18 protein-coding genes are annotated in these 20,691 nt (G+C 50.8%); 16 read left to right on the plus strand and 2 right to left on the minus strand.

What is annotated here, in order from left to right; translation table 11 throughout:
* Positions 1 to 16 precede the first annotated feature (16 nt).
* The 10 genes from VIS48_01680 (at position 17) to ispD (ending at position 14,913) form a co-directional block, all read left to right on the plus strand.
* A complete protein-coding gene (locus VIS48_01680; GenBank protein HEY9164850.1) occupies positions 17 to 2,608 on the plus strand; it encodes a glycoside hydrolase family 2 TIM barrel-domain containing protein in 2,592 nt (863 codons plus the stop codon).
* Positions 2,609 to 6,154 carry a chromosome segregation protein SMC gene (gene smc / locus VIS48_01685; protein ID HEY9164851.1) on the plus strand — a complete coding sequence of 1,182 codons (3,546 nt, stop codon included), beginning with the start codon at positions 2,609 to 2,611 and terminating at the stop codon, positions 6,152 to 6,154.
* Positions 6,151 to 6,864 (plus strand): MtnX-like HAD-IB family phosphatase, encoded by a 714-nt coding sequence (locus VIS48_01690; protein HEY9164852.1) that lies wholly within the window; start codon positions 6,151 to 6,153, stop codon positions 6,862 to 6,864. Before smc ends, VIS48_01690 begins: the two co-directional genes overlap by 4 nt.
* Positions 6,861 to 7,460, plus strand: coding sequence for an isoprenylcysteine carboxylmethyltransferase family protein (locus VIS48_01695; GenBank protein HEY9164853.1), 600 nt, complete (start codon positions 6,861 to 6,863; stop codon positions 7,458 to 7,460). Before VIS48_01690 ends, VIS48_01695 begins: the two co-directional genes overlap by 4 nt.
* Positions 7,457 to 8,599: a lipid-A-disaccharide synthase gene (gene lpxB, locus VIS48_01700; GenBank protein ID HEY9164854.1), complete on the plus strand. Its 1,143-nt coding sequence runs from the start codon at positions 7,457 to 7,459 to the stop codon at positions 8,597 to 8,599. The genes VIS48_01695 and lpxB overlap by 4 nt, the downstream gene beginning before the upstream one ends.
* Positions 8,599 to 9,651 (plus strand): tetraacyldisaccharide 4'-kinase, encoded by a 1,053-nt coding sequence (lpxK, locus tag VIS48_01705; GenBank protein HEY9164855.1) that lies wholly within the window; start codon positions 8,599 to 8,601, stop codon positions 9,649 to 9,651. The genes lpxB and lpxK overlap by 1 nt, the downstream gene beginning before the upstream one ends.
* A complete protein-coding gene (locus VIS48_01710; GenBank protein ID HEY9164856.1) occupies positions 9,644 to 10,360 on the plus strand; it encodes a gamma-glutamyl-gamma-aminobutyrate hydrolase family protein in 717 nt (238 codons plus the stop codon). The genes lpxK and VIS48_01710 overlap by 8 nt, the downstream gene beginning before the upstream one ends.
* Positions 10,353 to 13,118, plus strand: a complete 2,766-nt coding sequence (gene ppdK, locus VIS48_01715; GenBank protein ID HEY9164857.1) for a pyruvate, phosphate dikinase — start codon at positions 10,353 to 10,355, stop codon at positions 13,116 to 13,118. The genes VIS48_01710 and ppdK overlap by 8 nt, the downstream gene beginning before the upstream one ends.
* A 73-nt stretch (positions 13,119 to 13,191) precedes the next feature.
* Entirely contained in the window at positions 13,192 to 14,229 is a 1,038-nt protein-coding gene (gene queA, locus VIS48_01720; protein ID HEY9164858.1) for a tRNA preQ1(34) S-adenosylmethionine ribosyltransferase-isomerase QueA, read from the plus strand.
* Positions 14,230 to 14,913 (plus strand): 2-C-methyl-D-erythritol 4-phosphate cytidylyltransferase, encoded by a 684-nt coding sequence (ispD, locus tag VIS48_01725; protein ID HEY9164859.1) that lies wholly within the window; start codon positions 14,230 to 14,232, stop codon positions 14,911 to 14,913.
* On the opposite strand, the gene VIS48_01730 is transcribed toward ispD, so the two are convergent.
* Positions 14,903 to 15,568 (minus strand): hypothetical protein, encoded by a 666-nt coding sequence (locus tag VIS48_01730; protein HEY9164860.1) that lies wholly within the window; start codon positions 15,566 to 15,568, stop codon positions 14,903 to 14,905. The two genes, ispD and VIS48_01730, sit on opposite strands and share 11 nt — an antisense overlap.
* The gene (locus tag VIS48_01735) at positions 15,568 to 17,235 is read right to left on the minus strand and encodes a carboxyl transferase domain-containing protein (protein HEY9164861.1); all 1,668 of its coding nucleotides are present in this window, start codon (positions 17,233 to 17,235) and stop codon (positions 15,568 to 15,570) included. Before VIS48_01735 ends, VIS48_01730 begins: the two co-directional genes overlap by 1 nt.
* A gap of 333 nt (positions 17,236 to 17,568) precedes the next feature.
* Here VIS48_01735 and VIS48_01740 point away from each other — a divergent pair, with 333 nt between their 5' ends.
* Genes VIS48_01740 through atpE form a run of 6 tightly spaced genes read left to right on the plus strand, consistent with a single transcriptional unit; the run spans position 17,569 to position 20,641 of the window.
* Complete coding sequence (locus tag VIS48_01740) at positions 17,569 to 18,438, plus strand: M23 family metallopeptidase (protein ID HEY9164862.1); 870 nt, start codon at positions 17,569 to 17,571, stop codon at positions 18,436 to 18,438.
* A 1-nt stretch (position 18,439) separates the two neighbouring features.
* Positions 18,440 to 18,805, plus strand: a complete 366-nt coding sequence (locus VIS48_01745; protein ID HEY9164863.1) for a polymer-forming cytoskeletal protein — start codon at positions 18,440 to 18,442, stop codon at positions 18,803 to 18,805.
* A 3-nt stretch (positions 18,806 to 18,808) separates the two neighbouring features.
* The gene (locus VIS48_01750; GenBank protein ID HEY9164864.1) at positions 18,809 to 19,066 is read left to right on the plus strand and encodes an AtpZ/AtpI family protein; all 258 of its coding nucleotides are present in this window, start codon (positions 18,809 to 18,811) and stop codon (positions 19,064 to 19,066) included.
* Between the two features lie 28 nt (positions 19,067 to 19,094).
* Complete coding sequence (locus VIS48_01755) at positions 19,095 to 19,481, plus strand: ATP synthase subunit I (protein HEY9164865.1); 387 nt, start codon at positions 19,095 to 19,097, stop codon at positions 19,479 to 19,481.
* On the plus strand, positions 19,478 to 20,380 hold the full coding sequence (gene atpB, locus VIS48_01760; GenBank protein HEY9164866.1) for a F0F1 ATP synthase subunit A: 903 nt from the start codon (positions 19,478 to 19,480) through the stop codon (positions 20,378 to 20,380). The genes VIS48_01755 and atpB overlap by 4 nt, the downstream gene beginning before the upstream one ends.
* Positions 20,381 to 20,410: 30 nt before the next feature.
* Positions 20,411 to 20,641 carry an ATP synthase F0 subunit C gene (atpE, locus tag VIS48_01765; GenBank protein HEY9164867.1) on the plus strand — a complete coding sequence of 77 codons (231 nt, stop codon included), beginning with the start codon at positions 20,411 to 20,413 and terminating at the stop codon, positions 20,639 to 20,641.
* The last annotated feature ends 50 nt before the right edge of the window (positions 20,642 to 20,691 follow it).

A 20,691-nucleotide genomic window follows, 5' to 3' on the forward strand; every position in this document is an offset into this window, starting at 1 on the left:
AGTTAAACCTCAATAAATGTTTAGCGGAAAGCCTTCCCACCTTATTTTCGTCGTGCTTTTTCTGATTTATCCTGCAATCTCCTTTGGCCAGCAGTCTGATCCGCAGACCGAACTTCTTCAAAATGGTCTGAAATACGACCAGATCACGCCAACCCGTGGCAGAATAGACCTTGGCGGGAAGTGGAGACTTTCAACCGACGGCGGGAATGAATGGCGCACTGTAATGATTCCCTCTACACTGGACGACGACGGAAAGGTTACGTTTGAAAAACGACTTTTCATTCCCAAAGAATTTGTAGACCATAACATCTTCAGCCTTGTGTTTGGAAATGCCGGTGTCTCAACCGAGATTCGGGTCGACAATGAGTTTGTCGCAATTCATAACGGTGCTTATTCAAGAATCAACGCGAGGATACCTGACCGTCTACTTCAGGCGGGCAGTGAGAACGTCATAGACCTGATCTGCAATGACGAACTTGACCCTGCTTCCTCCATCCCGTTAAAACAACTCGCATTTCAACAGAAATGCTTCGCTGGACTGTTCAGGGATGTTTACATGGAGGTGAAGCCTCCAATCTATGTCGACAGGCCCGTAGTGAAGTCTGCTGTCAGTGAAAATGTGGCGGACCTTGAGAGCGACGTAGTCGTATATGCCTCCGACTACTCGAGGTACGGAATCGATTCGAGCGCCACCACAATTCCGCTCAAGGTGCACGCGGAGCTCTTCGACAAGACGAGCGGCAAAATGGTAGCGAAGTCGCAGGACAATACTTTTGAACTTTCTCAGAATCACAATGCGAAAGTTCATCTCTCTCTGATTCTTCAGCACCCGAATTTGTGGAGTCCATCTTATCCTAACTTGTACGAGCTTCAAATATTCGTTTCGGGTACTTCAGGAGTTATAGATGAGTACGCAGAGAATATCGGGTTCAGGTCGTTTGGAATCACAGGAGGCAAGTTCTATCTGAATGGCGAGCGGATGTTCATCAAGAGTGTGAACTATGTCGCCGATCTGCCGAAAGTAAATGCTGCCGTCGACGAGGTGGGACTAGAGAAGGACATTGCGGTGATCAAAACGCTCGGCGCCAATGCGATCCGGGTGGTAGGGTATCCACCGTCACAGGAACTTCTTGATCTTTGCGACAAGTTCGGTCTCCTTGTATTTGAAGAAATGCCATTGAGCGACGCCCCGGAATCAGTCCTCGAGTCGCATCAATACCAGGGTGCACTCATCGGTTACCTGAGAGAAGTTATCCAGCAAACATTTTATCATCCGTCCATAGTGGCAATATCAGCGGGGACTAATATCGACCCGGGTGCCGAGGGCACCAGGGAATATGTCAGCTCCGTCGCAAGCATTATTCATAATGAGACAGATAAGCTGGTTTATTACACGCCCCTCTCAGGGATGAATGATGGTGCTGCCACCGACGCCGACTTCGTAGGAATTGACCTCACGCCATTGAACTCCGCCAGATCTCTGAAGTCGGTCATAAACGATTTATCCACCCGGTATCCGAGCACGGTCTTCTTCGTGTCTTCGGTGGGTACGCAAACTCAGGTCGATAATCATAACGGTTATTCCGATCCTCTTTCGCTCGAGCACCAGGCAAGGTACCTGGTCGATGCGTACGAAGCGATCGACGATGCGAACTTTGCCGGCGTCTCGATAAACAGTTTCGCGGACTGGCAAGGCGCAGTTCCGCACCTTATGCCGAATGGTCATCCGTACCTCTACACTTTCGGGCTTGTTAGCTTCTGGAGAGAAAAGCGTCCTTCGTTTGCCGCGGTGAGGGCACTGTTCAACGATGAAACCCTTCCGAGTCTCCCGATCGGCAACTACAGCGACACACCTCCGATCATCTACGTGGTGCTGTCGACTTTGCTCCTCGTGATCGTGACATATCTCCACTACAGCCGGCGGTGGTTCCGCGAAAGCGCGGCCCGCGCTGTATTTCGTCCTTATAATTTCTTCGCGGACATCCGCGACCAGCGGATGATTTCGGCATTCCAGACGCTCACCGTCCTCTTCCTAGTCTCGGCTGGAATTTCTATTTATCTCTCGAGCCTCACATTTGCTTTCAGGGACAATTATGTCTTTGACAGGCTCCTCGGATTGATAATTCCCAGTGACTTCATAAAGATAAAAGTGGATTACCTGATCTGGCATCCGATGGAGTTTATTGTTGCGATGACCGTTTTGTTTATGCTTCTGGTTTCGATTACGACGTTCATAATAAAGCTCGTCTCGTATATCGTGAAAATCAGGCTCCAGCTCCTGAGTGCCTTCACCGTGGCGACCTGGTCGATGCTGCCTATGGCGATTCTTATCCTGGCAGACATGATACTCTTTCGTCTTCTCGGCGATCCAAGGTTCGTATGGGCCGCCATAATTGTTCTCGGTGCATTGTTTGTCCTCAGCCTCTTGAGGTTGTTTCACGGCATAGGAGTCATCTATGATCTGCCGATTGCGCGAGTCGGGGTTATTGGGTCGCTACTAGTGATAATAGTCGTCCTCCTCGTCGCGTTTTATTATAACGGCGCGAACGGCATCATACCTTACGCGAAATTCTTCTACAGATTTATGGTCGAAAACAGAGCTGCCTAGATGTTCCTTTCTAAACTAGAGTTGTACGGATTCAAGTCTTTCGCGACCAGAACCGAATTGTCTTTCGAGGGCGGCATCACCTCCGTCGTCGGGCCGAACGGCTGCGGTAAAACCAATGTACTCGATTCGATACGCTGGGTCCTCGGCGAGCAGCGTACCAGCATGTTGAGAAGCGATTCGATGGAGAACGTTATCTTCAACGGCTCCAAAGATAGGAAGCCGCTCGGCATGGCGGAAGTGACAATAACGATTAAGAACGATAAGGGACTCCTCCCTGTTGACTATGCAGAGGTGAGCCTGACCCGTCGTGTATTTCGCTCCGGAGAGAGCGAATATTTTATAAATAAGAACCAGTGTCGCTTGAAGGACATCCAGGATATGCTTATGGATTCCGGGATGGCCGCAAGTGCGTATTCGGTGATCGAGTTGAAGATGGTCGAAGATATTCTCAGGGAGAACACCGACGAGCGAAGGAAGATGTTCGAAGAGGCTTCCGGCGTGACGAAATACAAGTCGCGAAGGAAAGCGGCCCTGGGAAAGCTCGAAGACGTCCAGCGTGATCTGCTGCGAGTGAACGACCTGATTTCCGAAATCGAGAAGAAGGTCAACTCACTCGAAAGGCAAGCTAAAAAGGCAGAGCAGTACAAGAGGTTCGTGGACGAACTAGGTTCTCTCGAGCGACAGTACTTGTTCTCCGAATATCATTCAGTCCTGAATAAGATTGCTCCCCTGAAGGAGAGTCTCGTCCAAAGTGAAAGCGAAAAGGCCAATACTCTCTCCGCACTTTCGCACCAGGAGGAATTGCTCAGACTCATCAGGTCCGAGATAGCAGACCTCGACAGGAGCTCGGCCTCACTGCGTTTGCAGAGATCGCAGAAGCAGGACCAGCTGCACGCCGTCGAAGAGGAAATCGCGGTTCTTGTCGAGCGGAAGAGAGGGCTCTCCGAGAATATGTCATCCCTTGAGAAGAGGAGGATCGATCTCTCGGCGAAGAATGAGAATTTGCAGCAGCAGACAGAAGAATTACAGATAAGTCTCAAGGAAAGCGAGGAAGAAGAACGGGAGCTCTCTGCAGATCTGAACAAGGAACAGGACGACTTTAAGAAATTTGAGGAGCAACTTTTTGCCGCCCGGGAGAAATCGAATCTCGATCACGAAAACCTGATCAGGATTCTCAACGAGCTGGCGCTGAAGCAGAACGAACGCGAACGAGCCCATGCGCGACTGGAACGGGTCAGATCGCACAGCGATGAACTCGCGGCAAGGAAGACCCAGCTGGACAACGAAGCGAAGGAACTCTCCGACAGGCTTGCCGAAGCTGGACGCGAAAAAGAATCACTTGGCCGTCAAATAGATGCAGAGAAAGAAAAACTCAGCGACCTCGAAAGGCACAGGGAGGACCTGTTCGGAAAAATCGAGAGAACCAAGAGCGAAGCTCAAAAGGTTCGTGAGAATGCCCAGTCGAACCAGGCGAGGATCGATTTTCTTAACGGACTTGTCGAGCATCTCGAAGGGGTTCCTGATGGCGCAAAAGCGCTCGCGCGTGGAGAGATCGGAGGCCTACCAAAGTTCGAGATACTCAGCGATCTCTTTTATGTCAACCAGGAGTACAGGATTGCTGCGGAGTCAATCCTGGGAGAGGCTTCGAACTATCTCGTTTCTCAGGACGAGCACACTGCGTTGAGCGCGGTCGATGCGCTGAGAAGCAGAGACCTGGGCAAGGTGACTTTCGTGTGCCTGGATCGAGTATCGGCGCCGATGCGGAAGTCTCCCGGCGGAAGCTTCAAAAGACTTATCGACCAGGTGCAGACTTCGTCTGAGAATGAAGTTCTGGCAAGGTACTTTTTCGAGAATGTGGTTGTCGTGAATAACTATTCAGAGGCTGAAAGGATTCTGAGCCAGGATCCTTCGTTGGTCTGCGTCAATTTCGCAGGCGATGTTTATTCCGCAAGGGGAATTATCCGGGGCGGAAGCATCAGGAAGACCGAAGGAGGTCGGGTCGGCAAGCTAAGGCAGTTGGAGGAGTTGAAAAACGAAAACTCCACTCTCAATCGCGAGCTCGCAGATCTTGAGCACGCTGTGGAGACCCTTCAGTCTGAAATGGATCTCTTGCCCATAAAGAGTGGCAACGAGACGCTTCGAGAAATGGAACTGAAGCTTGCCAGGATCGAGCAGTCAAACGTTGAAACGGAACGGACTTATAATGCCATCGAGACGCAGATAGCTGATCTTGCAACGCGGGCAGCAAGACTCGAGATCGAAATATCGGAATCGCGCGGTGAACTTGAAGCATGCGAACTGGCACTTACGGGGCTGAACTCTTCGAAGGGCGCGGCGGATCATGAGTACCAGGCGTCCCTCGAAGCGTTGAAGCACATCGAAGAGGAATACCGCCGGAATAATGAAGAACTTCGTGACGCCCAGGCTCGCCATATTGAATGTATTAACAAGCTGAATTTCCTAAAGCGAGAAATACAGACCTCGCAGGAACAGGTCAGCACAAATGTGGAAGGGATAGCACGAGCCCTGGAAGAAATGTCAACTACCTCTACCGTTATTGAACAGTCGCAACAGAAGGTGAACGAGCTGGACGAGCAAAGGGCAAGCCTCGCAACGGAAACTCAGGCTCTCGACTTTCAAATGAAAGAGCTGGATAACAAGGTCTCGGCAAAAAGGGAGTCAGATGAAGTCGAGGAGAAGAAGCTGAAGGACGCGAGGGCAAGCCATGAGCTTGCTGTGGAGGCGGCCCATCAGGTGAACCTGAAGATCAGCGAACTTGAAGCACACTCCAATGCAATCCTGGAAAGAGGGAAAGAGGAGTTCAATCTGGACCTTGGTCAGCAATCGATTGAATCATTGAAGATCCCCGGTGACTTCGATACGACGGCGGCTCACGAAAGGGTCAACTACCTGAAGGGGAGAGTTGAATCATTTGGCCCGGTCAACCTCGTTGCATTTTCGGAATATAACGAGGAAAAGCAGCGCTTTGATTTTCTTACCGGTCAGAGAAGCGATCTGTTTGAAGCTGAAAAAACGCTTTCTACTACTATTGAAGAAATAAATCATACGGCGCATCAGAAGTTTCTAGAGACATTCGACCAGATTTCAGACAACTTCAAGACGACATTCCGAAGTCTTTTCGACGGAGGCGAAGCGGAGCTGAAACTTGAGCAAAACATCGATCCGCTCGAGGCGAAGATCGAAATATTTGCCAAGCCCGCCGGGAAAAGACCGCAATCGATCGATCTCCTATCGGCGGGAGAAAAGACGTTGACGGCAATCGCGCTCCTGTTCGCGATATATCTCGTCAAGCCCAGCCCGTTCTGTATCCTCGATGAAGTCGACGGACCGCTCGACGACAACAACACGGATAATTACGTTCGCATGATTAAGAAGTTTTCCAGCGATACTCAGTTCATCGTGATCACTCATAACAAGCGTACGATGGAAGCGGCTGACACACTTTATGGTGTCACGATGGAGGAACAGGGAGTTTCAAAAGTAGTAGCCGTAAGATTCGTGGATGATTGGGTCATGAAGCAGTGAGCAGGCTTATTCCAAGAGTGTTTGTAGACTTCGACGGGACTATAACAAAACAAGATGTCGGCAACGCATTCTTCAGAAAATTCGGAGATGAAAAGGTCTCACTTGAACTGGTCCGTAAGTGGAAGGCGGGGACACTCTCTGGTAAGGAGCTTCTCCTTGGGGAGGCCGCGACCGTCCGCACTTCCTACACTGAGGCGGTCAGGTTCGTTGAGAGTCTCGACATTGACATGACCTTTCTTACGTTCCTTGATTATTGCAGGACAGCGGGAATTGAGATCACGGTCTTGAGTGACGGATTGGATTTTTATATTGAGAGGATCATGGAGAAGAATGCAATAGCCGGTCTTCCCGTCTATTCCAATCGTGCGCGTTTCGTTTCCGACCGGCTTGAAGTCGACACACCTTACGAATCGGATTGTAAGTGGTGCGCCAACTGCAAAGGATTCCAGATACTCTCGCACAGCGGTATCGATGACGCGATCATATACATCGGCAACGGATTCTCCGACCGATGTGCGGTCAAGTACGCGGACGTGGTGTTCGCGAAAGACGAACTCCTCAGATATTGTCAGGAGAACAATATCACATATCAACCGTTCAGGACGTTTGAAGATATTTTAATGAAATTCAGAAAAATGATAGAGGCCGGCGGCATCAGAAAGAGACACCAGGCAGAACTGAGACGCAGGGAGGCGTATCTCGCCGAGTGACGGATCCTACTGAAAACAAAAACTGGAAGAGTCAGCTATTTACGTTCAGGAGCTACACTCCCATTCCGTTCTTGATTGTCATGCTACTCTTCTCCTCGCCGACCATCGCGTCACTCGTTGCAGGTTTCCTGATCGCGCTGGTTGGAGAATCGGTGCGGTTCTGGGGAGTAGCGTACGCCGGAAGCGAGACAAGAACAACCGGCAGAGTGGGCGGAACTCAGCTCGTGACTAGCGGTCCCTATTCATTTGTGAGAAATCCCCTGTACGTGGGCAATGTCATCCTCTATCTCGGTGTAGGAATTATGTCGAACGCACTCACCCCGTACCTCCAGGTGATTGCCGTAATCTATTTCGCGCTTCAGTATTCCGCGATAGTCGGCATTGAAGAGAAGTATCTGGCAGAGACTTTTTCCGGCTGGAACGATTACGCGAGTAAGGTGCCTCGATTCATACCGCGACTTTCCCGCTTTGTCTCAGGACAAGTGCTCGTTCCGAACACGAAGAGGGCGCTTCGTTCTGAAAGATCGTCGCTTCTAGCGTTCGCCTCGATCAGCTGCCTCCTCTGTGTGATTTATATTGTTCGAGGTGCAAGTTGACATCGACGCTGATGATTATCGCAGGCGAGACATCAGGCGACAAGCACGCAGCTCTTCTTGCCGAAAGTCTGCAAAAAGCTGCGGATGTCAGGTTATATGGCGTCGGCGGAGACAGGATGAAGGAAGCAGGCGTCGCGCTTATGCACCATGTCAGAGAAATGTCGGTAATGGGATTTTCTGAAGTGCTTTTCAGGATTCCTTTTTTAAGAAGAGTGAGCAGGGAACTCATCGAATCTATCGACGCCAGGAAGCCGGACGGCGTAATACTTGTCGATTATCCCGGCTTCAATCTTCGTTTCGCTGCGCTCGCCAGAGCCCGAGGGCTCAAGGTAATTTACTTCATAAGTCCTCAGGTCTGGGCGTGGGGAAAAGGAAGAATCGAAAAAATACGGCGCACAGTCGACCTGATGCTGACTGTTTTCAAATTTGAAGAGGAAATGTACAAGGAGGAAGGAATCGACGCCCACTGGGTAGGGCATCCACTCGTTGATGAAATAACTCATCCCGACAGCTCGTCCTTCTCGGAATTTAAAAAGAAATATGGCATTGCGGAGGGATCGAAAATTCTGGCGCTCCTTCCAGGAAGCCGACTTCAGGAAATCAGAAGGATACTTCCTGGTATGCTCCGAACGGCTGAGTTACTGGCTGGGGGTCTACCACACGAAACAATTAAGATTGTCACTGTCATCGGATGCGCTCCCGGAATAGGGTCTAAGATATATGATGAGCTCACGGCCGGTTCTCGCGCCTATCCACTGCTTTGTCCTGACGTCGAGTCGTTACTCATTTCTTCAGATGCCGGGATTATCGCCAGCGGCACAGCGACTTTGGAAGCAGCACTTTATGGACTGCCGATTGCGGTTGTCTACAAAACCGGCTGGTTGAATTACCTGATTGGCAGATCGCTCGTAAAATTGAAATCGATATCTCTCGTGAACATCGTTGCAGGGAAGGAAATTGTCAAAGAGTTTGTCCAGGGGAATTTTAAACCGGGAGAAGTTGCAGAGGCAGTAAGAGAGATGCTCGTCGCGGGCGGTGTCGCGGAGAAGATGAGAAATGAGTATAAAGAGGTCCGCAGGATCCTCGGTGAAAAAGGTGCGACGGACAGGGCGGCTAAATTGATTTTGAATTCGATCTGATGAAGGACTTGGCGAGAAAAATATTGTATCCGTTCGATGCACTATATGCTGCTGCGGTCACTGCGCGCAATTACGCGTATGATCATGAATTGTTGAACTCCGAGCATCTTCCCGCGCCGGTATTGTCCGTGGGGAATATCTCAGTCGGGGGATCAGGGAAGACGCCGTTCACAATGTACCTCATCGGGAAACTCCTCGAGTCAGGTCGTAAACCGGCAGTTTTGTCCCGCGGGTATATGAGATTAACGGAAGATCTTGCGATCTCTTGTCCTGCTCAAGGCTTCATGGCCGACGTTCGCTCATTGGGCGATGAGCCCGCATTGATCTCGCAATCTTTTCCTGCCGTTCCGGTGGCGGTCAATAGGGACCGATTCAAAGCAGGGATGGAGGTTATTGAAAAGTGTGGCGCCGATATCTTTATCCTCGATGACGGATTTCAAAATCGAGAGCTGGCTCGCGATGCAGATTTTGTGTTGATGAGAGACTCGCTGGCTGATCTGACCGATCAATATCTCCCGTCCGGAAATCTGCGCGACTCGAAAAAACGCCTGGGTCAGGCACAGATCATCGTCCTCACGTCTCACGAACGGTTTGGTCTGCACGAAACGGATTTCGGCATATTGAGGAAGTTCAGCGATGCGGCCGTTGCGGGAGTGAGTTTCTTGCTCTCGCATTTCGCAGATGTTGCAGGATCGGTATATTCGACGGATCAGCTCCGTGAAAGAGAGGTAGTGGCATTTTGTGGCATCGCCGGCCCTGATGCTTTCTTTGACGGAGTCCGGAGACTCAATCTAAATGTGACCGGCGTGAAAGCCTTCCGCGATCATCACTGGTACGATGAGTACGATCTTGACGAAATTTTCGGCGGCAATGATGAGTCGATTGCCGTCACAACTTCCAAAGACGCCGTGAGGATTTTTCTTGACGGGGAGTTGAACGGACACGACGATGTGAAACGCATATACGCGCTTCAGGAGAAAGCGGTTGTGAATTTCGGCAGTGAGCACATAGACGCCGCGTTGTCAACAGCACTCGGAGCTGTCTATGTTTAAGATCGCTCTGTCGGATTGCGGCAAGAAAAACAAGAATTATGAAAAGTTTGTGAGCAGGATACCGGGTTCATCCACGGTCATTTTGTCGGCGGGAAGAGGGAACGATGGCGAGCTTAAAAGCTGCGACGGACTTGTATTGACCGGCGGGAAGGATGTGGCGCCGGAACTCTTCGGCGACTGGGCCGATGAGACTGTTGAGGTCGATTCTGAAAGGGATGGGTTTGAATTCAAGTTGATAGAGAAATCTATGAAGCTCGGACTGCCGATCCTTGGAATTTGCCGCGGCATTCAGGTAGTAAACGTGTATCTCGGCGGGACACTGATTCTCGATCTCCAAAAATACCACGCTAGAAAACATGATGAAGTCAAGGAGGACGTCGACAGGACTCATACTATCAAAGTCGTACCAAGTTCAAAGCTTGGCAAGTTTGTGGGAAGGGAAAGTGGTACAGTGAACAGCGCTCATCATCAGGCCGTGGAAAGAATCGGGAAAGGCCTGAAGCTGGCAGCGCGGGCGGAAGACGGAACCGTAGAAGCTTTGGAAGGCGATGAAGAGTTGACAAGCAAGATCGTGCTGGTACAATGGCATCCCGAACGAATGGATTTTGAGAATCCTTTTGCTCATGGCGTTCTCGATCTGTTCGCCCGTCAAATGGAAGATAACCAACATTCAGAAAAATACGCTCAATGGAGGTCAAACAATGAGTAAAGTGAAATACGTCTATTTCTTCGGCAATGGCAAAGCCGATGGAAAGGCCGAAATGAAAAACCTGTTGGGTGGCAAAGGGGCTAACCTGGCGGAAATGACTAACATAGGTTTGCCTGTGCCACCGGGATTTACGATTACGACTGAAGTCTGCACGTACTATTATGCAAACAAGAGATCGTATCCGAAGATACTGAAAGTCGAAGTAGAAAAGGCGATGAAGCGACTCGAGTCGTCCGTTGGGACGAAATTCGGCGACAAGAATAATCCGCTTCTGGTATCTGTCAGGTCCGGTGCAAGAGCTTCGATGCCGGGCATGATGGACACAATCCTCAATCTCGGTCTCAATGATGTCGTGGTTGAAGGACTCGCGAAGAAGACAAACAATCCGAGGTTCGCATACGACGCTTACAGGCGTTTCGTGCAAATGTACGGTGACGTAGTACTGGGTTTGAAGCCGGTCCACAAAGATGAGATTGATCCTTTCGAGGCAATAATCGAAAAAAAGAAGAAAGAGAAAGGTGTCCACCATGACACAGAGCTTACGGCTGACGATCTGAAAGGTCTCGTGGCATCATTCAAGAAAGCGATCAAAGAAAAAACCGGCCACGACTTTCCGGAATCGCCGATGGAACAGTTGTGGGGAGCGATAGGGGCTGTCTTCGGTTCATGGAACAACGACCGCGCGATTGCCTATCGCAAGATGTATGATATACCGGAATCATGGGGCACGGCCGTGAGCGTGGTAGCAATGGTGTTTGGAAACATGGGCGAGACGTCCGGCACCGGAGTCGCCTTCACGCGTGATCCTGCCGCAGGAGAAAACGTTTTCTACGGCGAATACCTCATGAACGCGCAGGGCGAAGATGTCGTCGCAGGTATCCGCACTCCTATTCCCATCGCGAAACTTGCAGAGCAGAATCCGAGAATCTACAAGCAGCTCGAGAAAATCCGCCACGTGCTGGAAAAGCATTATCGGGACATGAACGATATAGAGTTCACGATCCAGGAAGGGAAGTTGTACATGCTCCAATGCCGTGTCGGAAAGCGGACGGCATTTGCTGCGATCAAGATCGCTGTCGACATGGTTTCCGAGAAGCTGATTTCGGAAAAGGAGGCGCTTAACAGGATTGAGCCTGATCAGCTTAACCAGTTGCTCCGGCCGGTCTTCGACTTGAAAGAAAAAGACGCCGCCGTCAAAGGAAACCGTCTTCTTGCCAAAGGTCTGAATGCCGGCCCGGGCGCCGCGACGGGCCGGGTAGTATTCAATGCACCGGACGCGGAAGAATGGAACAAACGCGGAGAGCAGGTGATACTCACCAGAATTGAGACTTCTCCCGAAGATATCAGAGGCATGAACGCTTCTGCAGGTATCCTGACGGCAAGAGGTGGTATGACATCTCACGCCGCGCTTGTCGCGAGACAAATGGGCAAAGTCTGCATCGTGGGCTGCTCATCGCTGGAGATCGACTATTCAACGCACACGATGCAAGTGAAGGGAAAGACCGTCAAAGAAGGTGACTGGATCTCAATTGATGGTTCGACTGGGGAAGTGATTGAAGGTAAGCTCCCGACAAAACCGTCCGAAGTTCTTCAGGTTGTCATCGACAAGACCCTGGATCCGAAAAGCGCGCCGATATACCAGCAGTTCACCAGGATCATGGACTGGGCCGACAAGTACAGACTTCTTAACATCCGTACTAACGCCGATCAGCCCGACCAGGCTTCAAACGCTGTTGCGTTTGGCGCGGAGGGTATCGGTCTCTGCCGTACCGAACACATGTTCTTTGGTGAGGGAAAGATCGGACCGATGCGTGAGATGATCCTGGCCGACACTCTCGACGCAAGGAAAAAGGCTCTGGCAAAGCTTCTGCCTTTGCAGAGAACCGACTTCGAGGGAATATTCGAGGCGATGAACGGAAAGCCCGTTACGATAAGGACTCTCGATCCGCCTCTTCACGAGTTCCTTCCGCACGAAGAGAAGCCTCAACGCGAGCTCGCTGGCCAGATGGGGATCAGTTTCGAGAAAGTGCGGCAGAGAGTGGAAGATCTTCACGAGTTCAACCCGATGCTTGGTTTCAGGGGATGCCGGCTCGGGATAATCTATCCGGAAATCACTGAGATGCAGTCGCGCGCAATTTTCGAAGCTGCAGCGAATGTCCAGAAAAAGGGCACCAAGGTGGAGCCCGAAGTGATGATTCCCCTCGTGGGAAATGTTAAGGAGCTCGAGAATCAAGCGAAGATCGTCCGAGCAGCAGCGGTAGAAGTGATGAAGGAAAAAGGCGTGAAGTTTGACTACCACGTCGGAACGATGATAGAAGTGCCGCGCGGAGCATTAACCGCCGACGAGATTGCAAAGGAGGCGGAATTCTTCAGCTTCGGGACCAACGACCTCACTCAAACTACGCTCGGCGTAAGCCGAGACGATGCGGGAAGATTTCTTATCCCTTACACAGAAATGGAAATCTACGCCAAGGATCCCTTCGAAGTGCTGGATCGTGACGGAGTCGGATTGCTTATGAAGATGGCGAAAGAAAAAGGGCGTTCGGTTCGCGCGGATCTTAAGATCGGCATCTGCGGCGAGCATGGAGGTGAGCCGTCGTCGGTCGAGTTCTGTCACATGATCGGCCTGAACTACGTGAGTTGTTCACCGTATAGGGTGCCGATCGCACGTCTAGCGGCGGCACGTGCTGCGTTGAGATATCCGGCCGAACCGAAAAAAGGCGAAGGCAAGAGGTCGCCTAAGTCAAGAAAGAAGTAGGGATATAAACGTTGGACCCGGCGGGAGCTCTCACTTCCGTCGGGTCATGACGAGATGAAGGAATAAGTATATGATGAAACTCACGGACTTCAAGTACGCAATTCCGCGAAGCCTGATTGCCAAGTCCCCGGCTCAGCCTCGCGACCACGCGCGCCTGATGGTGCTCGACAGGAAGACGCAACAAATAGAAGAGAAGGTCTTCTATGAGGTCTCCGAATATTTTCAAAAAGGAGATTCGCTCGTCGTGAACGAGACTAAAGTCTTTCCGGCCAGACTTCTCGGCAGGAAGGAAAAGACGAATGCGAAAATCGAAGTCCTCCTTCTAAGAGAACTCAATCACGAAGAGGGAATTTGGGATGTGGTCGTCGAGCCCGCTCGGAAGGTAAGGATCGGAAATAAGATCTATTTCGACGATGAGAAGATCTATGCGGAGGTCATAGACAATACGACCAGCCGCGGACGAACGATCAAGTTTAATTATAAAGGCGACATCTACAAGATCCTCGATAAGATCGGGCAAATGCCGCTGCCGAATTACATTAAACGAGACGCTACTGAACAGGACAAGGAAGATTATCAGACTATTTACGCCCGGGTCGTTGGAGCTGTAGCTGCGCCGACCGCAGGACTCCACTTCTCGAAAAGGCTGATTACGAAACTTGAGAAGAAGGGCGTCAAGATACTTCCCGTGGTCCTGCACATCGGGATCGGGACTTTCCGTACTGTCGATGTGGAAGATCTTACAAAGCACAGAATGGATTCGGAGTATTTCGAGATTCCACCGGAGACCGCGAAGGGCGTTAACGATTCGATAGACTCCCGGAAGAATATTTTCGCGGTTGGCACTTCCGTCGTGAGGGTCCTCGAATCGAATCTCACCACGGACAATCATGTGAAATCCGGAAAGGGCTGGACTGACAAATTCATATATCCGCCGTACGAATTCAAAGTCGTCGACCATCTTGTTACTAACTTTCACCTTCCGGAGACGACACTGATCATGCTCGTGAGCGCCTTTGCCGGTCACGACTTCATGATGCGGGCTTACAAGAAAGCGACAAAAGAGTCCTACCGGTTTTACAGTTACGGCGACGCAATGCTCATTCTCTGAATGACCGACGCGATTGCTGTAATAATTCCCGCTGCGGGATCGGGCAAACGCCTGGGCGGTATTTCGAAACCACTCATCGATGTCGGAGGCAGGCCTATTATACTCCGACTCCTCGATCTCTTCTCTTCGTTTCCCGGTGTCGATATTATTTGTGTCGCCGTTCCTGCCGGCGAGATGTCGACATTTCGGAAGATCGCCGCCGCCTCAGGGGCGAAAAAAATTATGGTGGTTGAAGGAGGTGCTGCGCGAGCGGTCTCGGTGAAACGGGCCTTCGACGCTGTCAGGGATTCTCTCTCCGATGGCGATCTCGTTTGCGTCCACGATGCTGCCAGACCGTTACTGCATCCATCCGATCTCGGCCGCGTGATCGACGCCTGCCGCAAGCACGACGCAGCACTCCTCGCGGTCAGGGTCAAGGATACGCTCAAGCAAGTCGACGGCGAGGGCTTTTGCAGAGGCACCATCGATCGCGCAAGTTTGTACGCCGCCCAAACACCCCAGGTAATCAGGAAGAGTCTGCTGTCGAAAGCGTATGATCGCGCAAGGGATCTTGCCGGATTAACGGACGAGATAATGCTTCTTGAAGGAATTGGAAAGCACGCATTCGTTGTCGAGCCGGAGCACCCCAATTTCAAGGTCACCACCCCGGAGGACCTGGATATTCTTAGGAAGCTTATCTCTTGATGTAGGTCGCGTTCAGGAAATCCGAAGGGAGAACGTCTCTTCCTTGGCTTATGGCGACACCGAACTGCTGACCTAGTTCATTCGCGAAAACATCTCTCGGGTCCACTTTGGTGTCGAGCTTGAATGCAACCTCACCGTCTTCAATCCATTTCCCAATTGCATCAGGGACCTGATTAGTGCCCGTTGCATAACTCAAATAAGCGGAACCGAAAAAATGGACCAGCTTGTCCGAGTCTCCGAACGAATCCTGCGGAGAATCTGAAAAAATGTATCTCGGGAGATTTCGGATCCTGGCCGCGGCGTCTGATGAATCCTCGGCCGGGAGGGGAAGTCTGATCATTCCGAGAAGAGGAAACGTCGGTTTAATGTCTGTCCTGTTCAACACTGCAATGGAAGCGGCAAGGAGACAGGTCGGAATCTGTTTTTTCGAGAACTCCATTGCCTTGACAAATATCAAGTCGACGTTCTTGAGTTCCTGAAGCCGATCGTGTGTCGGAGGCGGCAATTCAGTCCGGATATAATCGCGAAGCTTCTCCGAGACCTGGAAAACCTGCGGCTCGAATATCTTTCTGAGGAAATCGAGTTGCGCATCCGCCTTGTCAGCGAGTGCCGCGACAAGAATAATTACTCCTGTTATGCGGATAACAACCGACATCAAGTTTGCAGGACACCGACATTGAAGTGGCCGATATCGGGATTGTTGTTAGCAATCTCAATCCCCGTAGAAATGACGTTGCGCGTATCGGCGGGATCTATGATGTCGTCGATCCAGAGTCTCGATGCGGCAAACGTCGGATCCATCTCTTTTTCGTATCGGTCTTTGATTTCTCGCAGGAGAACGGCCTGTTCCTCTTTAGATATTTTCCTTCCCTCCCTTTCTATCTGTTGGAGCTTGATGCTGAGGAGTGTCTGGCTCGACTGCTCTCCGCCCATGACAGCAATTCTAGCCGACGGCCAAGCGAAGATAAGCCGAGGTTCATAAGCTTTCCCGCACATCGCGTAATTTCCAGCACCGAAGCTGTTTCCAATGATTATGGTGAACTTTGGGACCGTAGAGTTTGAAACCGCGTTGACCAATTTCGCTCCGTCTTTGATTATGCCGCCTCTTTCAGCGCGGGTACCGACCATGAAACCGGTAACGTCTTGTAAGAATACGAGCGGGATTCGCTTTTGGTTACAATTCATCACGAATCTCGCTCCCTTGTCAGCGCTGTCCGAATAGATGACTCCACCGATCTGCATTTCGCTCGAATTGTCAGGTCGCTTCGCCTTAACCGTCGTCCGCTGATTTGCTACAATGCCCACGGCCCAGCCGTCGATCCGCGCGTAAGCACATATTAGAGACATGCCGTAGGTGAGTTTGTACTCATCGAGTTCGCCGTTATCCACAAGTCGTCCAATTATTTCGTACATGTCATAAGGCTTGCTTCTGTCAACGGGGATGTTTCCGTATATCTCCTCGGGTCGACTTGCCGGCGGTCGAGATTTTGTCCGATTGAAACCCGCGGTCGGGTGGGGACCGATTTTCCCAACCAGCCCGCGAATCAACTCCAAGGCCTCGGCGTCTGACTTCACTTTATAGTCGGCGATCCCGGAGATTGCGGTGTGAGTTTCAGATCCGCCGAGCTGCTCAGTGTCTGTCTCCTCTCCGATTGCTGCTTTTACAAGATGCGGCCCTGCGAGATACACACTACCGGTACCTTCAACAATTATTGATTCGTCGCTCATGATAGGAAGGTATGCTCCACCCGCGACACACGGACCCATTATAGCGGCGATCTGTGGAACGCCCATCGAGCTGAGAAGAGCATTATTGTAAAATATTCTGCCGAAGTGATCTCTGTCTGGAAAAATTTCCGACTGCATGGGTAGGAAGACTCCCGCGGAGTCCACTAGATAAATAATCGGAATCCTGTTCTGCATCGCTATTTCCTGTGCGCGAAGATTTTTCTTGATCGTAAGAGGGAAATAAGCTCCTGCCTTGACGGTCGCGTCGTTAGCTACAATCACGACGTCCTTTCCATGGATCTTGCCGATTCCCGTAACGATTCCCGCGGAGGGTGCGCCTCCGTACTCTTCGTAGTTCCCAAGCGCCGCCAGTGTGCCTATCTCCAGGAACGATGAACCTGGATCGATCAACGTTCGGACTCGTTCGCGAACGAGCAGCTTTCCGCGCTTCATCTGACGGTCCGCCGCGTCGGAACCTCCTCCTTTCCTCACCTCCTTCTTTAATGTCTCTAGATTGGCGAGAAGAGTTCTGTAAGCGCTCTCATTATGTGCCGCCGAGGGATCCTTCTTCCTGTCAACATCTATCTTCTTCATGTCTTCTCCTCTCTCGAACGATGAATCGGGAATATCATCGGTCCCAAATCTTCATAGAGCGTGATCCAGTAAGTTATTTGTAGAGTCCGATCGCTTTCCGAACGGAGACGCGATAGGGAAGTTGCCGGACAACGGTCCTCGTTATTCCATTCAAGAATATTGAATAAGGGCGCATTATTCAAGAACCCCGGCAGTGAGTTATTTTCCCGACGCCACGAACTCCGCTAATCGGATGTGCACGGCCTTTTTTAAATCCAGAATTCATCGTCCATTACGGCAAATCACTTCATTGACATTCTGACCAGCCATGTCTATATTTACTGGTTCTGAGATATGCAGCATAAATCTTCGCACGAGAATGAAGCGTCAGCAAAGCTGACGTTTGTTGTATTATCGGGTGCAAACAAGCCATCAAGGACTTTCAAAGCTTCGAAAATCCAGCTGGCGATCGTTGTCGTAGTGGTTGTCGGGGCGGTAAGCGCCCTGAGCATACTGGCCATGATCCACACCCCGCTCGGAAAATATATTTTGCCGGCTTATTTCAGCACGCAGGAGGAGCAGCTGGAGCGAGTCCAGTCTCTCGCTGCAAAAGTCGACACTGTTCAAAAACAACTTACTTATTTGGCATCTTACAATTTGAGATTGAGAAACGCGCTTGGTGATACAGCCACCTCTCCGGATGCCGGGAGCCCAGCCGCGACCGAGGAAAGTCGCGATGAATCTTCCGGGGCTCCGGTCACTAACGTACCACCGCAAGCTTACAACGCAAATTACCAGTCGGCTAAGTCAGCACCCGTCCAGGTTACTTCTCCCGAGAACGGCCCATCGATATTGCCTTTTATTATGCCCGTGTCGGGATTCGTGAGTAGAGACGTCAATTACACAATCCAACATTATGGTGTAGACATCTCGGCGAACAGCGGAGAGCCGATTGTTGCGCCAGCTCCAGGCCAGGTGATCTTTACAGACTGGACTGTGACCGGCGGAAATACTCTCATCATTGTTCACCCTGGCGATTTCGTCACTGTGTACAAACATTGTGAACGTATTCTGACGCAGGTCGGCGCAAGAGTCTCGAGAGGTGAAGCGATTGCCCTTGTCGGTTCTACCGGCGTGACCAGCACGGGCCCGCATCTTCATTTCGAGTTGTGGCAGGACGGGAAGAATCTCGACCCGATGAATTACTTACTAACTAAGAACTAAAATGGCCAAAGAAGAAGCTCAACTGAATATCATCTCCCACGGTTCCAGGTTTGAAGGGAAGATCACGAGTTCCGGCAGCATGCGTGTTGACGGGCAGGTGAACGGAGATGTTACGCTGACCGGTGATCTGGTGATCGGCGCGAATGGTGAAATCAGCGGCAACATCGAAGCACAGACCGTCACCGTAGGAGGTAAGATTACCGGAAATATCAACGTGAAGAACAAGCTCGTTCTTGAAGGGAAAGCCAGAATAAAAGGAGACATCCGCGCGTCGAAACTGGTCATAGATGAAGGCGCGATCTTCGACGGCAAGTGTGAAATGAGCGGCGACCGTAGACCTGACCAGAAGAGCGAGCTTTTCAGATGACCCGTGGCAAATGTCATTAAGAAGCGCAGCGGGACTCTAGGTGATGCGTACAGACAACTCGCCCCATACATGGGACTGGGCACTGAACTGGCTGCATCTGTCGGGGGCATGTTGTTGGTCGGGTATTTCCTCGATGAATATTTCAAGACCACACCGTGGCTTCTACTTGCTGGTGCTGTAGTCGGATTTATAGGCGGGTTCTACAACTTTTTTAGAGAAGTACAAAAACTCAGCAGAAGTGATACCGACAAACGAGGCTGATAAGCCAATCCGTAAGATGCGCGCACGAATGATAAGGACTCTCGTAGCGTGCCTCGTGACAATTGGGCTGGTGTCTACCGTGCTCATCGTCGAATACGCAGATGGCCGATACGGTGGATCTTACTTCCTTGGAGCTCTACTGGGAATTGTGAACGGAGTTGTCGGCTTCATAATAATCGAGAAGTTCATAGACAAAAGCAGTCTCGCTTTCCTTCGCGGAGTTTTTGTTGGAATGGGAGTGCGCCTTCTGCTGCTCTTAGGGATCTTTGTTCTCCTGATCAAAGTATTCGACAGGAACATCGTAGCATTGGTAACGGGACTCCTGATCTTCTATTTTGCCATGACTATTTTTGAAGTCGTGTTCCTCACAAAAAGAATAGCTTTGAAGAAAGCTGCTGGCCAATCGGCACTATGATATTTGCTGATTCACTCATCGCAAAGTCAGATTCGGTCGCGGCGGGCGCCGGGAAGCTCGTGGCTGACACGTTGAGCGCGGCTGCCCATACTGCCGATTCATCAGGAGGAAACTGGATCCTTGAGCATGTGTCGGATTCTCACGTCCTCGAATTTAAACCGTTTGGCGAAATCCATCTTCCACAATTTCCGCCGATACACGTCGCGGGGCTTACCGTTGATCTGTCGTTGACAAAACATATCGTGATGATTTGGTTTGCCTGCCTGCTGCTGATAATTTTTGTCAGAGCAGCGGTGAGAAGCTACAAGCGTTCGAACGTCCCTCACGGGCTCGCAAACGTCCTTGAGACAATCGTTATCTTCGTGAGAGACGATATTGTTTACGAGGCGATCGGCGAGAAGGGACGAAGACTTCTTCCTTATTTTCTCACGCTTTTCTTCTTTGTCTTGTTCTGCAATTTAGTCGGATTAATTCCCTATACCTCTACTCCTACCGGGAATATAAATGTCACCGCAACACTTGCGATAATCGCTTTCTTAGTGATCCAGATTTCTGGAATGGCAAATAACGGATTCCTCGGTTATTTCAGAGGGTTGGTGCCCTCTCACATCCCGCTGTTTGTTATTCCGATATTGGTCATTGTCGAACTTCTCGGGCTCCTCACAAAACCGTTTGCGCTCTGTATCCGTCTATTCGCGAACATGTCCGCGGGGCACATAATTATCTTTTCTTTGATCGGACTGATTTTCATTTTCCAATCTGTCTTCATAGCACCGATTTCCGTAGCATTCGCGGTTTTCATATCGCTTCTTGAAATACTGGTCGGACTTATTCAAGCTTATATTTTCACGCTGCTGACCGCGCTGTTTGTCGGCCTTGCAGTGCACCAGGAACATTGACTTAAGAACTAAAAAAATAGGAGATCTCTCATGCCTGATTTAGGATTAACACACCTCGCGGCGGGAATCGGAGCCGGACTGGCGGTCATCGGCGGCGGCTACGGCATTGGCAAGCTTGCTGCATCCGCCATGGAGGCGAGCGGGCGACAGCCTGAAGCGGTCGGCGAAATACGAACTTCTATGATTATCGCGGCCGCGCTTATCGAAGGCGTGACGTTGTTCGCGGAAGTTGTCGCTATAATCCTTGCGACCGCAAAATAATCTGCACCGGGGCATGGATGGTTCGCCCGTCCTCCCTACAATTTTGTCAG

The organism is Candidatus Kryptoniota bacterium (assembly GCA_036567965.1).
In the GTDB taxonomy this organism is placed as follows: domain Bacteria; phylum Bacteroidota; class Ignavibacteria; order Kryptoniales; family JAKASW01; genus JAKASW01.